Origin of the sequence: Flavobacterium sp. 245 (assembly GCF_004362055.1) — a bacterium.
GTDB lineage: Bacteria > Bacteroidota > Bacteroidia > Flavobacteriales > Flavobacteriaceae > Flavobacterium.
In genome coordinates this window covers 1-13524 of record NZ_SNXB01000005.1, presented here as the reverse complement: position 1 = coordinate 13524, position 13524 = coordinate 1, and the positions used below count along the sequence as shown (strand labels likewise).

General features: G+C 32.9%; 14 protein-coding genes. 6 read left to right on the top strand and 8 right to left on the bottom strand.

What is annotated here, in order from left to right; genetic code table 11:
- Positions 1–11: 11 nt before the first annotated feature.
- The 4 genes from EV145_RS10880 to EV145_RS10865 form a co-directional block, all read right to left on the bottom strand.
- A complete protein-coding gene (locus EV145_RS10880; protein WP_133525254.1) occupies positions 12–1871 on the bottom strand; it encodes a hypothetical protein in 1860 nt (619 codons plus the stop codon).
- Positions 1868–2383, bottom strand: coding sequence for an RNA polymerase sigma factor (locus EV145_RS10875; RefSeq protein WP_262711921.1), 516 nt, complete (start codon positions 2381–2383; stop codon positions 1868–1870). The genes EV145_RS10880 and EV145_RS10875 overlap by 4 nt, the downstream gene beginning before the upstream one ends.
- An 87-nt stretch (positions 2384–2470) precedes the next feature.
- Positions 2471–2869, bottom strand: a complete 399-nt coding sequence (locus tag EV145_RS10870) for a hypothetical protein (RefSeq protein WP_133525252.1) — start codon at positions 2867–2869, stop codon at positions 2471–2473.
- Positions 2870–2876: 7 nt separating this feature from the next.
- On the bottom strand, positions 2877–3752 hold the full coding sequence (locus EV145_RS10865; protein ID WP_133525251.1) for a protease complex subunit PrcB family protein: 876 nt from the start codon (positions 3750–3752) through the stop codon (positions 2877–2879).
- A 188-nt stretch (positions 3753–3940) separates the two neighbouring features.
- Between EV145_RS10865 and EV145_RS10860 the strand changes: the two genes are divergently transcribed.
- The 4 genes from EV145_RS10860 to EV145_RS10845 all read left to right on the top strand — a co-directional run bounded on the left by EV145_RS10860 (position 3941) and on the right by EV145_RS10845 (position 7387).
- On the top strand, positions 3941–5308 hold the full coding sequence (locus EV145_RS10860) for a DNA recombination protein RmuC (RefSeq protein ID WP_133525250.1): 1368 nt from the start codon (positions 3941–3943) through the stop codon (positions 5306–5308).
- A 181-nt stretch (positions 5309–5489) separates the two neighbouring features.
- Entirely contained in the window at positions 5490–6038 is a 549-nt protein-coding gene (locus tag EV145_RS10855; RefSeq protein WP_133525249.1) for an acyl-CoA thioesterase, read from the top strand.
- A 39-nt stretch (positions 6039–6077) separates the two neighbouring features.
- Positions 6078–6470, top strand: coding sequence for a VOC family protein (locus EV145_RS10850; protein WP_133525248.1), 393 nt, complete (start codon positions 6078–6080; stop codon positions 6468–6470).
- 377 nt (positions 6471–6847) lie between these two features.
- Positions 6848–7387, top strand: coding sequence for a YceI family protein (locus EV145_RS10845; protein WP_133525247.1), 540 nt, complete (start codon positions 6848–6850; stop codon positions 7385–7387).
- Between the two features lie 96 nt (positions 7388–7483).
- Here the strand turns inward: EV145_RS10845 and EV145_RS10840 are convergent, their stop codons facing one another.
- On the bottom strand, positions 7484–8395 hold the full coding sequence (locus EV145_RS10840; protein ID WP_133525246.1) for a TIGR01777 family oxidoreductase: 912 nt from the start codon (positions 8393–8395) through the stop codon (positions 7484–7486).
- Between the two features lie 98 nt (positions 8396–8493).
- Between EV145_RS10840 and EV145_RS10835 the strand changes: the two genes are divergently transcribed.
- Positions 8494–9153: a TetR family transcriptional regulator C-terminal domain-containing protein gene (locus tag EV145_RS10835; RefSeq protein ID WP_133525245.1), complete on the top strand. Its 660-nt coding sequence runs from the start codon at positions 8494–8496 to the stop codon at positions 9151–9153.
- On the top strand, positions 9153–10457 hold the full coding sequence (locus EV145_RS10830; RefSeq protein WP_133525244.1) for an ABC1 kinase family protein: 1305 nt from the start codon (positions 9153–9155) through the stop codon (positions 10455–10457). The genes EV145_RS10835 and EV145_RS10830 overlap by 1 nt, the downstream gene beginning before the upstream one ends.
- Before the next feature lie 286 nt (positions 10458–10743).
- Here the strand turns inward: EV145_RS10830 and EV145_RS10825 are convergent, their stop codons facing one another.
- From EV145_RS10825 to EV145_RS10815, 3 genes are all read right to left on the bottom strand, one after another.
- The gene (locus EV145_RS10825) at positions 10744–12039 is read right to left on the bottom strand and encodes a cryptochrome/photolyase family protein (RefSeq protein ID WP_133525243.1); all 1296 of its coding nucleotides are present in this window, start codon (positions 12037–12039) and stop codon (positions 10744–10746) included.
- A 180-nt stretch (positions 12040–12219) separates the two neighbouring features.
- Complete coding sequence (locus EV145_RS10820) at positions 12220–12729, bottom strand: SRPBCC family protein (RefSeq protein WP_133525242.1); 510 nt, start codon at positions 12727–12729, stop codon at positions 12220–12222.
- Positions 12730–12876: 147 nt separating this feature from the next.
- Positions 12877–13317: a sterol desaturase family protein gene (locus tag EV145_RS10815; protein ID WP_133525241.1), complete on the bottom strand. Its 441-nt coding sequence runs from the start codon at positions 13315–13317 to the stop codon at positions 12877–12879.
- Positions 13318–13524 lie beyond the last annotated feature (207 nt).

Sequence of the window (13524 nt, the reverse complement as noted above, 5' to 3'; positions counted from 1 at the left end):
TTAATATTTTTTTAAAATGAAACATTTAATCCAAAGTTCAATCCCCATTGAAATTGATTGAAAGATTGACTGCTCAAAGGATTTATATAATAATTCATTGCTGGTTCTACAAAAACATTTGTTTTTTTATAAACTCGGTATTGTACTGTACTGCTCAAAGTTGAACCGTAAACAAAATCATTTGCGTTTGCGTTTTCCCCAATCGAATTTCCGTTAAGAGCAAGATTATTTGCTATTAATTTCCCAACAAAACCGCCAGTGTTTAAACTGATGCTTGCTTTATTTTTTGAAAAAACGGCATATGAAACTTCTAACGGCATTTCGATATATTTCAAACTCTGATCTAAATTTCCACTTTGCAAGTTGTCACTTTTCAATGCATTTTTTGTGGTATTAGATACAAGTACATAACCTGCATTTGTTGCAATTTGAGGCACCGTTGCGTTTTGAACTAAATAATCACTGGTTCCTAAAAATGCATTATTTTTCGTGCTAATATAGGAAACATTTGCAACACTTTGTCCTAATTCATTTATTTTAAATCCTGAACCTACTGCCCATTTCTTGTTAAGCTTGTATTTGGTTTTTACACCAAAACTGTTGCTTTGTTTTGAATCGTTGACGTTCCCTAGCGTTTTGTCATTTTTGTAGTTTTCAGAATTTGCTACTCCGGCAAAAACTTCAAGCGCCCATTTTTCTGCTGTTAAAGGAGTTTTAGGATTTTTTTCTTTTTCTTTTTTTACTTCAGGAGCTACAATTCCTTTTTCCAGATTTTGAAGCTCTGCTAATTGTACAGAATCCTGTTTACTTAAAACATCATTAAATTTTGGATTGCTTTTTGGTATATTTTCAGCAATTGCTTTTTCTGATTTTTGAGTATTATTTACAGTTTCCTTTTTATTTTCAGCGAGCATATTTTGCTTGCGTTCTGCGGTATTTTTGCCCGAGCCGTTTAAAGCAACAGCATTGGCATTCGAATTCAAATTGTTTTTAAAAACAGAGTTTGGAAGCTGATTTTTTGAAGCCTTATTAAATGAATTTGCCTTTTTGCCTGTAAACGTTTTTTCGGCTAAAACTTTATCGAGGTTTCTTTTTTCGTTTTCAGAAAACTGATTTTTATCAGCGGTATTAAATGCGTTATATTTTCCTGAATTATAATTTTTTGATGCTACAGCTTGATTTGAATTTCCTTTTTCGGTATTTAATTTTTGAGTTTCCGAAGCATTAAATTGATTTTTTTCGGCAGAATTAAATCTGTTTTGTTTTTCAGAATTATAATTTTTAACAGCAGCTGCTTGATTCAGATTTGTTTTTTCCGAATTTGATTTTTGGTTTCCAGAAACAGAGATTTGATTTTTCTTTTCCTTAACTGCAGTTCCTCCGACAGCAACCTGATTGGTATTACTGTTTCCAATATTTGATTTTGATTCAGTTGTTTTTGAATTGCTTTCCGTTTTTGAGTCAGCATTAGCAACGGCTGTTTTTTCTGATGCATTTCCTGTCGAATTTTCTATTGGATCTAATGCATTTCCTGAATTTGGATTTACAATACTGTTTTTATTGTTTTCTGAATTTTTATCATTTGCCGAAGCTGGTTTTTGGTGGCTTTCACCATTTTTATTTTCATCAAGAACGACATTGTTTTTTTCTAAAGAGGTACCTGTGTTGATTTTATTGCCAGAGTCAGACAAAACTGCAGGAAGCGATAAGCATAATAATAAGCATGCAGCAGCTGACCACCAAAGAATAACTCTTTTTTTCTTTTTAGGTTTATCTAGTTTTTCCTCAATTCCAGCCCATAGTTCTGGTGGCGGAACACTCGAAAAGTGTTCCATTGATGAAAAAATATCTTCTATTTTTTGCTTCTTCATGCTATCTTAAAATTTTTTATGCTCAAAATCCGTTTCTGCAAAATCCCCTTTGCTCTATTTAAATTTGATTTTGATGTTCCTTCTGAAATCTTCAATAATTCGGCTATTTCTTTATGTTTCATATGTTCAAAAACATATAAGTTAAAAACCGTCCGGTATTGATCGGGTAAATCCCGTATGTATTCTAATAATTTTTCTTTTTCTATCGGAATCGTTTCTAATTCCTCTTCTTCGATAAAATCAGTGTCAGGATCAAAAACGTCTAAAAAGAAACTCTCTTTTTTCTTCTTATTTAAAGTCTCAATAAGTTTGTTGATGAAAATCCGTTTTAGCCAGCCTTCAAAACTTCCTTCAAATTTATATTGGCTTATCTTTTGAAATACGATAACAAATGCTTCTTGAAAAACATCTTTGGCATCATCTTCATTTTTCATATACTTTAAGCAAATACCATATAGAACCGGAGAAAACAGCTGATAAATTTTCAGCTGTCCTGCTCGGTCATTCTGCATGCATTGCCTAATGTATTTTTCTAAATCGTCTTTCAAAAAAGTGGTATTGTTTGGTTTTGCAAAAATAGTTTTTAAAAATTTAAAAAACTACCTTTTAAAGATACTGCGTGCAGCATCTTGATTATTGCTTACAATGGTTAGGTTTTGATTGTCAAGGTTTTCTATCACGTATGTTTTGCCTTCAAAGGTAATCAGGTCATGTTCTGTATGATCAGAAAAGCCAATTCCTTTTCCTATTTCATAAGCGCTGTTTCTGATTTCAATATCATTTTTATAAGTGATAACTCTTCCTTCTGAGGTAAAAATTACCTTTTTTGTAAATCCAGCAGTTTTTGGCGTCGCTGTATAAGGATTACTCACTCCTCCAACAGATTTCTCCCAGATCCAAGTATTCACAATTGATCCCGAATTTACATTCGAAGAATCGATCGAATACGCTGTAGAAAAAAGCCCAAAAACGATAAGTAATAAAAAATACTTTTTCATACTTCGATTATTTTAAACTAGTGATTTTATCTTTAATTGCTTTTTTGAAAGCTTTGATTTCTGTGCTTTGATCAGCTGTATCGTTGTTGTCAATAAATATTTTAGTTACAGATGCTCCTTGTTTCAATTGGAAGAAAATCCCGCCTTGATCTGCTGCATCCGGAGAACCGTATGTTTTAGTTTGTCCTTTTAAGCTATAAATTTCTGCAGGAATACTTTTTGTAAACGTTGTATACTCACTTCTTTTTGATTTAGCAAAATAAGCTGACTGCTCAAAATTGAAGTTTCCAGAAGCAGTGCTAATTAATTTTAAAATATTAAAATCATTCAGCTGAAAAAAGTTTTGACAGTCAGAACCTGAACAATTTCCATAATAACTTCCAATGATAATATTATCTGGAGTCTCAGTAGTTTTGTTAAAAATGATTGTTTTGTTTGATTTCGGAAGCAAAATAAAGTCCGAAGGGTATGTTGCAGTTGAAGAAATATTTTCTCCTGCCTGTGGTCCGCTTTCGTAATAACTAATCACAATTTCACATTTGTTCTCTACAATCGAAGTCATTTTAATAGAATAGCCAGTTGTTGTTTTCATTCCCGCAAAAATACCAACCAACATGTTTTTAGAAAAATCGATATTAGGGTCAGTAGCAACAGGGCACGTGTTTTCATGTTTTGTAAAAAGGGCAGTCATTTTTTCTTCAGTCATTACAACAACAGCCGCTGGGTTTTCAGGAAGTGTTTTGATTGTATAATTGCACAAAAGCGGAAAACCTGTAAATCCTAAATCGGTATTAGCGCCGCAATCCATATCCAATCCATCATTTCCAAGCGAGCATGCACTCAATCCAAAAGCTATAAATAAGCTCAACATTAATTTTTTCATTGTATTATTTTAATAGGTTATATTCTGTAGATGGCTGAGATTTAAAAAGGTTGCGTCTAAAATGTTTTTTTCTTTATTTTTTTTTAAATGTTTGTTTAATTTAGAATGTTCACGAATTAGTGAAATTTTAAATTTTAAAAATCAGAACTACGTATTATTGCGTACTTTTACTTAAAAAAAACTTAGTTATGTTTGATTTTCTTCCAATTTTGTTGGCTTTTATTAGTGCATTGTTTTTAGGTATTTACTTAGGAAAGCTTTTGATGTCGGCCAAATCGCAAACTGAAAAAGTGAGTTTGGAAGAAAAATTAAATGCAAATGTAAATCAGCTTCAATTGCAGAAAGAACAATTTGAAAGTGAAAGAAATAATTTTCAGAAACAGGTTCAATTAATCAATTCAGAAAAAGAAAATATCAGAACCGAGAAAGACAGTCTCGCGATTCAGCTTTCTAAAAAAGAAGTCGATTTTGAAAATTTATGGGAACGCCATAAAGAACAGAAAAATGAAATAACGGAGCTTCAAGAAAAATTTACCAAAGAATTTGAAAATTTGGCCAATAAAATTCTGGAAGAAAAGTCGGCTAAATTTACGGAACAGAATAGCGAAAATATGAAGAATATCTTGTTGCCTTTGCAGGATAAAATTCAGGGATTTGAGCAAAAGGTAGAACAAACACATAAAGAAAGCATCGATTATCACGCGGCTTTGCGTCAGCAGATTATTGGTTTAAGCGAAATGAATGCGCAAATGAGCAAAGAAACGCTCAATTTGACTAAAGCATTAAAAGGTGATACTAAAATGCAAGGAAATTGGGGCGAACTGGTTTTAGAGCGTGTTTTAGAAAAATCAGGTTTAGAAAAAGGACGTGAATATGAAGTACAGCAAAGTTTTACCAATAATGAAGGAACGCGTGTTTTACCAGATGTTGTTATTAATTTGCCTGACGGAAAAAAAATGATTGTCGATTCTAAAGTTTCACTGGTTGCTTATGAAAGATGGATCAATGAAGAATCTGAAATAATGAAAATCGATTTTCTGAAAGAACACGTCAATTCCATAAAAAGACATGTAGAACAGCTCGGAAACAAAAATTATCATGATTTATATCAAATTGAAAGTCCCGATTTTGTTTTGCTTTTTATTCCGATAGAACCTGCGTTTGCGATAGCTTTAAATGAAGATTCAACCTTGTATAATAAAGCATTTGACAAAAATATTGTCATTGTAACACCAAGCACGCTGTTGGCGACTTTACGTACAATTGACAGCATGTGGACAAACCAAAAACAGCAGGAAAATGCTTTTGAAATTGCCAGACAAGCCGGAGCTCTATATGATAAATTTGAAGGTTTTGTAACGGATTTAGTGCGAATAGGAAATAAAATTAAAGACACAAAAACCGAATACGAAAGCGCCATGAGCAAATTAGTTGACGGAAGAGGAAATTTAATTTCCAGCGTCGAAAAATTAAAGAAAATGGGAGCCAAGGCAAAAAAGGCGCTTCCTGAAAATATTATTGCACGAGCTTCAGCTGAAGATGAATTATTAAATTAAATATAAATATTAAAACACATAGAAACATAGGTTTTGGTTTGTTGAAAAAGAGCAAAAAAAGAAACTCGTTTCTAATACGTAGTGCTCTGTTTGTTTAAAAAAGTGAAACGCTTTTTTTACATTGAAAAACTATGTTTCTATGTGTTGAAAAAGAAACACAAATTTTCCAAAAACAAAAAACATGGCTACAGATTTCAAACTCGTTTCATCATCAAAAATCAGTATTTCCGAATTAATGCTTCCATCGCATACCAACTTTAGCGGTAAAATTCACGGAGGATATATTTTACAATTACTGGATCAGATTGCTTTTGCTTCGGCATCAAAATTCAGTGGTAATTATTGCGTTACGGCTTCTGTCGATACCGTGAATTTTTTAAAACCTATTGAAGTTGGCGAACTGGTAACCATGAAAGCTTCGGTCAATTATGTGGGAAGAAGTTCGATGGTTGTCGGAATTCGTGTGGAAGCTGAAAATATTCAGACTGGAGTAATAAAACATTGCAATTCGTCTTATTTTACGATGGTAGCCAAAGATAAAGAGGGAAAAAGTGTTCAGGTTCCAGGTCTTATTTTATCAAGTCTTGAAGAAGTTCGTCGTTTTAGAAAAGCAATAAAGCATATCGAAATTAAAAAGGAAGTTGAAGAACATGAAAAAGTAGCCAACGTAAGTTCTATTGAAGATTTAGCAAGCTTGGATAAATATAATGTGCTTTTAGAAATCAGTTAGATTTCTTATCTTTAGATTATAACATTAAATTATAACAGGATGGTAAAGTTTGGATATACAATATTATATGTTAACGATGTAGAAAAAGCAATTGAATTTTATGAAAATGCATTTGGTTTTTCTCGAAAATTTATAACTCCAGATAATGATTATGGAGAGTTGAGTACAGGAGAAACTACGCTTTCATTTGCATCAAAAAACCTGGCAAGTCAAAATTTGTCTGATGGATTTATTGAAAGCAATTTAGAAAACAAGCCTTTTGCAATTGAAATAGGTTTTATAACTGAAGATGTTGGCGAATTGTTGCAAAAAGCAACTTCTTTTGGAGCCGTTTTGGTAACAGAACCAACGAAAAAACCTTGGGGACAGGTTGTAGCGTATGTACGTGATCCCGAAGGATTTTTGATTGAAATTTGTACACCGATGCAGTAGTTAAAATATGGTGAAGTCCCTACGGGACAATAATACATTCGAATATCGATCTTATTCCTACCAATATTTAATCTCTCCGAGATATTCCGCTAGGAATTAAATATTGGTAGAAAAAAAAGAATACCGCAACGTATGTCCCGTAGGGACTTCATTATTCAAAACACTCATTTCACAACATAAAATATTCACAAATATTTAGGATAAGCAACAGAACTTTGTGCCGAGAAATTTCGTAACTTTAAGTATGAATTATTAGGTTACGGAATATTCACGGAGTACTGCCATTCAATTTTTTTAAGCCAAAATCTTAAGTTCTGATTTTTCTCTTCTTAAAATAAAAAAAAATCGAATGACATAATTGTTTAATGATGACGATTATGAAAAGAACTACTTTATTAATTTTACTTTTTACCGCATTTTCTTTGCTTGCTCAAGATAAATTTAAAACCAATTCGGCGGTTGTAAATTTTGAAGCTTCTGTTCCTTTTTTTGAAGAAGTGAAAGCGGTAAATAAGCTCGGAACTCTTGTTCTTGAACCGGAAACAAGTACGCTTGTCTGTACTGTTATTATCAAAGATTTTCGTTTTAAAATGGATTTAATGCAGGAACATTTTAACGATAATTATATCGAAAGTCACCGTTATCCTAAAGCAGTCTTTAAAGGTAAAATCGAAAAATTTGACCTAAAAAATATCGATGAAACTGAAAAAGAATACGACATTAAAGGAAAATTATATCTGCATGGAAAATCGAAAATTATCTCTGTAAAAGCACTGATGAAAAGAGTTCCTGAAGGAATTCAGATTGTTTCGACTTTTCCTATTTCGGTAGAAGATTTCAATATCGAAATTCCTTATGTTGTCGCCAACAAAATTTCAAAAACGGTCCAGACTGATTTGACGGGAATCATGCGATAAAAAATTGACGAAGATTTTTACAAATTCTTTAGGTTTATTTTAAAAAATGGGTAGCAGCATAACAGCCTCAAGAATTTGTAGAATCTGAGTCCTAAATTATTGTGTACAATTCAAAAGTGTTCGTTCTAAATCGGTAAACTGGAACTCAAATCCGGCTTTCTGTATTTTTTGCGACGAAACACGTTGTCCTTTTAAAACAGCTTCACTCATTTCGCCCAAAGTAATTTTTAATAAAAAAGCTGGAATTTTAGGAAACCAGATTGAATAGCCTAAAATCGTAGCTAATGTTCTTGAAAATCCTGAATTAGTGGTATTGTCTGTAACACAAGCATTGTAGGCGCCTTGCATCTGTTCGTCTTTAATTGCCTTTAAATAAATCTGTGCTAAATCGTCAATATGAATCCAAGGTAAATATTGCTTTCCAGTACCTAGAACTGCACCAAACCCAGATTTAAAACTCGGCACCACTTTTTTTAAAAATCCTTCATTTTTCCCAAAAACAATTCCGGTCCTGATTTTTACCGTTCTAATTCCGAGCGTACTAATTTTATCGGCTGTATCCTCCCATATTTGGCAGGTTGTGCCTAAAAAGTCTTTTGCTGACGGTGTTTCTTCATTACAAATTTTATGACTAGTAATAGCGCCATAAATTCCAATTCCTGATGCCGAAACAAATGCATTTAAGGTTTTATGGTTTTCTTTTAAAATCGAAAAGATAAGTTCGATTGGTTTTGTACGACTTTCTAAAATGGCTCTTTTTCGCCTCTTTGTCCATCGTTTTTCAACAATGCCTTCGCCCGCAAGATGTATAATATAATCAGCATTCAGGATGGCTTCTTTTTCAATGAAATCTTTTTTTAAATCCCATTTATAATAAGTAATTGATGGCGTGTTTTTTTGCTCAGAACGACTCAAAACAGACACCGAAAAACCGTTGTCGATAAGAACATCTGTCAGATGTTTACCAACAAATCCAGTACCTCCGGTCAGTAAAACATTTTGAGCCATAATAGTTTATAATATATTTAACAGTGCATATTGTTTAAGGAATAGTAAAGGTACTTAAACAATGCTTACCTTTAAGGCAAATTCTAAATTTTAATAAAATGGCGACTAAAAAAAAGGTAATTACCAAAGATGATATCGTTTCAATATACATGAATGAAGTTTTAGAGAAAGGCCAAAAACCAAAATCAGTTTTTCATTTTGCGAAAGAAAATGATTTTAGCGAAGCTGAGTTTTATGCTTTTTTTGGAACATTAGAAGGTTTAGAAAAAGAAATATTTAGACTGTTTTTTGAAAACACGGTTAACCTGCTTCACAAAAATGAAGAATATCAGCAATATGATATGAAGAATAAAATGCTGAGTTTTTATTTTACTTTCTTCGAAATTTTGACTGCCAACAGAAGCTATGTTTTGCAGTCGCTTAAAGTAGACAGAAATCCGCTTAAAAATTTAGTCCAGCTTACATCACTCCGAAACAGTTTTAAAGAATATGTTTCAGAAATTCTGACGGATGATTACCGACTGGAACAAGAAAAACTTCAAAAATTTCAGGAAAGTGCCATTCAGGAATCGGCTTGGTTGCAACTAATGTTGACGATTAAATTCTGGATGGATGATGAATCTGCGGGATTTGAGAAAACCGATATTTTTATTGAAAAATCAGTTAATGCTTCATTCGAATTAATGAATGTTGCGCCAATGAACCATTTGATAGATCTTGGCAAATTTTTGTTCAAAGAAAAAATATACAGCAAATAATGAAAACAATCGATTATATCCCAACTTCAAAAATTGAAAGGGCAGGAAAACTGGTTCAGACCGGCGCCAAAATTGGAGTAAATTATGTGAAACATTATGCTGAAAAAATAGTTAATCCTGATTTATCCAGAGATAAGCTAAATGAAAATAACGCCGAAGATATTTACGACGGACTAAAAAGTTTAAAAGGAAGTGCACTAAAAGTAGCTCAAATGTTGAGCATGGATAAGAATTTTTTGCCACAGGCTTATGTGGAGAAATTTTCGCTTTCGCAGTTTTCTGTACCACCGCTTTCTGCGCCATTGGTTTTAAAGACCTTTAAAAATAATTTTGGAAAAACACCTTATGAAATTTACGATGAATTCAATCCAAATTCAGTAAACGCAGCGAGTATTGGCCAAGTGCATTTAGCAAAGAAAAATGGCAAAAAACTGGCTGTTAAAATTCAATATCCTGGCGTTGCAAACAGTATTTCGTCTGATTTGGCTTTGGTTAAACCAATCGCAATCAGAATGTTTAATCTGCAAGGAAAAGATTCGGATAAATATTTTAAAGAAGTTGAAGACAAACTGATTGAGGAAACTAACTATTTGTTAGAATTAAAACAAAGTCAGGAAGTTGTTGATGCTTGCAATAAAATCGAGAATATTTCTTTCCCGAATTATTATCCTGAATTTTCATCAGAGAAAATTATCACAATGGATTGGATGACAGGAATTCATCTTTCTGAATTTACTGCTAAAAATACGGATCAGGAAGCAGGAGATAAATTAGGGCAGGCACTTTGGGATTTTTATATGTACCAAATTCATGTTTTGCGAAAAGTTCATGCCGATCCGCATCCGGGGAATTTCCTTGTTGATGATCAAAATCAGCTGATTGCTTTGGATTTTGGCTGTATGAAACAAATTCCAGAAGAATTTTATACGCCTTATTTTGAGTTAATCAACAAAAATGTGATTACTGATGAAAAGCTTTTTAATGATAAATTATTTGAATTAGAAATTCTTCGTCCAGATGATACACCGGCAGAAATTGAATATTTTACGGAAATGTTTCATGATTTGCTATCACTTTTTACAAGACCTTTCCAAAATGAAACTTTCGATTTTGCCGATGAAACTTTTTTTAATGCAATTGCCCAACTAGGAAAACGTTTTTCTGAAGATACAAATCTGAAAAAAATGAATGGAAATAGAGGTTCTAAGCACTTTATTTACATGAATCGTACTTTCTTTGGGCTTTATAATTTAATGTTCGATTTGAAAGCGAAAATTGTGGTAGAGAATTATTTGAAGTATTAGGCTGTCATTGCGAGGAACGAAGCAATCTCATACTGTATATGGATAGTGAGGTTGCTTCGTTCCTCGCAATGACTTTCAATGTAAATAAAAAAAATATAAACCTTTGTCGAAGTTTTAAACTTTGACAAAGGTTTTTTTTAACGAAAAGGTTTGTCATCCTGAGCGAAGTCGAAGGATGCACAAACCTGAAACCTGAAACCTGAAACCTGAAACCTGAAACCTGAAACCTGAAACCTGAAACCTGAAACCTGAAACCTGAAACCTGAAACCTGAAACCAAAATAAACTTATTTCAAAATTCCCGCTTTGTAAGTCGCAATCGCGCGATCTCTCGCGAACGCATGATCAACCATAGGTTCATTATAACCAAAATCAAATTCGGAAATCCATTTACGGATGTATTCACCTTTTTCGTCGAATTTCTTTTGCTGGATTTCGGGATTAAAAACTCTGAAATAAGGTGCGGCATCACAGCCCGTTCCTGCTGCCCATTGCCAGTTCCCAACGTTTGAAGCCAATTCAAAATCCAAAAGTTTTTCTGCGAAATATGCTTCGCCCCATTGCCAGTTAATGAGCAAATGTTTGCATAAAAAACTAGCGACAACCATGCGGACACGATTGTGCATATATCCGGTTTCGTTAAGCTGACGCATTCCGGCATCGACGATCGGGTATCCAGTTGTTCCAGAGCACCAACGTTTAAAATCGTCTTCATTATTTCGCCATTGAATTCCGTCGTAAGCGGATTTAAAATTGTGATTGACACAATTTGGAAAACTAAATAGAATCTGAATAAAGAATTCCCTCCAAATCAATTCGCTTAAAAAAGTCTGATTTTTTCTATTTGCCCAGTTTACTAATTTCCGAATACTAACGGTTCCAAAACGTAAATGCGGTGAAAGATATGATGTGCTGTCTAAGGCAGGAAAATCGCGGGTTTCTTTATAATTTGAAATCTGAGATAAATCGTGAGGCTGTACTTTTATGGAACTTCTGTCAAAACCAATTTCTGATAATTCTGGAAATGAAAATTGATTTTTGAAAAAATTAGATTGCAATGATGCTGAATCATATTCGGGTGCAGATCCTGAAAAATGATATTTCTCGAGCCATTTGTTTTTATATGGAGTATACACAGTGTAAGGAAGTCCGTCTGCCTTTGTGATTTCTTTTTCTTCGAAGATTACGTGATCTTTAAAAGAGAAAGATGTGATGTTATTTTCTTTTAATAAAGAAGTTGTTGAAGAATCTCGTTTGATTGCAAACGGTTCGTAATCTTTATTGAAGAAAACATTTTGGATGTCAAATTCTTCAATTAGAGATTTCCAGACTTCTGTTGTTTTTCCTTTTTTGATTAGAATTGAAGAATTGAATTCGCTTAGCTGTGTATTTATTTTTTGAAGTGAATCATAAATAAAAGTTACTCTGGCATCATTTTTTGGAAGATGATCCAAAATATCTTCATCAAAAATAAATAACGGAATTACAGCAAAATCAGATTGTAATGCATGAAATAATCCGGTATTGTCTTCTAAACGCAAATCGCGTCTGAACCAGAAAAAAGAAACTTTTTGTTTTGTCATTATTATTGTTTTTGCTGATCGAATTTTAAGTTTTTTTCTTTTAATGCCGAAAATTGCTCGCAAAGACGCTAAGTCGCAAAGTTTTATTGAAAAGTTTAATAGAAAATACTTTGCGACTTAGCGTCTTTGCGAGATCAAAAAAAAGTAAGCCAGAGAAAAAAAACTTTGCGACTTTATAATTTAAAAGCTTTTTTGTTTGCCATTAATTTGCACGACTTGTGGCTCTTTTTGTGAATTGAACAATTCTTCAATTTTGTTATAACGGAAATTGAAGATTGTTTTTAGTTTGTTTTTTACAATTAAGGTATTCATGAATCGGCCTAGAATTCCGAGAGGAAGCGCGTAATGAACTATGTCTGTCATTTTTGTTCGGCCATCTTTTGTGCCTTCAAAAAAATGTTTGTGATGCCATAATTTGTATGGTCCAAAACGCTGAATGTCGATGAAATATTCGTTTTCTTTACAGGCAGTAATTTCAGTAACCCATGAAATTTTGATTCCTAAAAGCGGTTTTAAAGTGTATGTGATGAGTTGTCCATGATACATTCGTTTGTTGTCAAAATCTTGAATTTCAAAACTCATATTATCAAGCGTTATGGTTTTAAGATTTTTTGGACTTGAAAAAAAATCCCAACATTCTTCAACACTTGAATTTACATATTGTACGGTTTCTATTTTGTATAATTTCATTTTCTTGCTGCATCAATTGTTACGAATAGTTCTTAAAGCACGTGAGCGTTAGGGATTGAAGTGGAGCTCTTTTTGTGGCTGGCTTTTTCTGCCAGACATAAAAAAGCGGGAACGAAAAGCCCGACCGTAGGGAACGCCCAAAATATTTTACATTTTATAATATTTAAATGGTACAAACAACATTCCGAAACATTCTCCTTTTTCTTTATTGAGGTGTTTATGGTGTATTTTGTGTGCTTTTCGGAGCCCGATGAGGTATTTGTTTTTAGTGTTTTTAAACCATTTAAAACGCTGATGTATCAAAACATCGTGAATTAAAAAATAGCAGACGCCGTAAAGCGTTATGCCACAGGCAATGAAAAACAAATAATTGAAACCGGCCTGAGCACCAAAATAAAATAAAAGAATACTTGGAGTGGCAAAAATGACAAAGAAAATGTCGTTTCGCTCAAAAGTATGCTCGTATTTTGGCTGATGGTGATCTTCGTGAAAATACCACATAAAACCGTGCATTACGTACTTGTGCGTAAGCCAGGTAACACATTCCATGAACAGAAAAACGCCTAAAAAGATTAAAAAAGAAATCATTTTATAAATGTTGTTATTAAAATTATGACTTTATTTTGTTTGAGTTTAGCTTTAGATTATAAAAGATTAACTCAAAAGAATATTTTTTGTTTTTTTTAAAATTCCCTCAATCTTGTCATTTCTGTAAAAGTCACTTATTTCGGTAACGGATTTATCATTTCGATTGGCTTTTTTCCATCAATACCTTGATGTGGTCTTTCATGATTG

Coding starts and splice junctions, on each gene's coding strand:
- EV145_RS10850 (WP_133525248.1), top strand. CDS start 6,078: ATGGTAAAGTTTGGATATACAATATTATATGTTAACGATGTAGAAAAA.
- EV145_RS10830 (WP_133525244.1), top strand. CDS start 9,153: ATGAAAACAATCGATTATATCCCAACTTCAAAAATTGAAAGGGCAGGA.
- EV145_RS10825 (WP_133525243.1), bottom strand. CDS start 12,039: ATGACAAAACAAAAAGTTTCTTTTTTCTGGTTCAGACGCGATTTGCGT.
- EV145_RS10875 (WP_262711921.1), bottom strand. CDS start 2,383: ATGCAGAATGACCGAGCAGGACAGCTGAAAATTTATCAGCTGTTTTCT.
- EV145_RS10840 (WP_133525246.1), bottom strand. CDS start 8,395: ATGGCTCAAAATGTTTTACTGACCGGAGGTACTGGATTTGTTGGTAAA.
- EV145_RS10860 (WP_133525250.1), top strand. CDS start 3,941: ATGTTTGATTTTCTTCCAATTTTGTTGGCTTTTATTAGTGCATTGTTT.
- EV145_RS10820 (WP_133525242.1), bottom strand. CDS start 12,729: ATGAAATTATACAAAATAGAAACCGTACAATATGTAAATTCAAGTGTT.
- EV145_RS10815 (WP_133525241.1), bottom strand. CDS start 13,317: ATGATTTCTTTTTTAATCTTTTTAGGCGTTTTTCTGTTCATGGAATGT.
- EV145_RS10865 (WP_133525251.1), bottom strand. CDS start 3,752: ATGAAAAAATTAATGTTGAGCTTATTTATAGCTTTTGGATTGAGTGCA.
- EV145_RS10845 (WP_133525247.1), top strand. CDS start 6,848: ATGAAAAGAACTACTTTATTAATTTTACTTTTTACCGCATTTTCTTTG.
- EV145_RS10870 (WP_133525252.1), bottom strand. CDS start 2,869: ATGAAAAAGTATTTTTTATTACTTATCGTTTTTGGGCTTTTTTCTACA.
- EV145_RS10855 (WP_133525249.1), top strand. CDS start 5,490: ATGGCTACAGATTTCAAACTCGTTTCATCATCAAAAATCAGTATTTCC.
- EV145_RS10835 (WP_133525245.1), top strand. CDS start 8,494: ATGGCGACTAAAAAAAAGGTAATTACCAAAGATGATATCGTTTCAATA.
- EV145_RS10880 (WP_133525254.1), bottom strand. CDS start 1,871: ATGAAGAAGCAAAAAATAGAAGATATTTTTTCATCAATGGAACACTTT.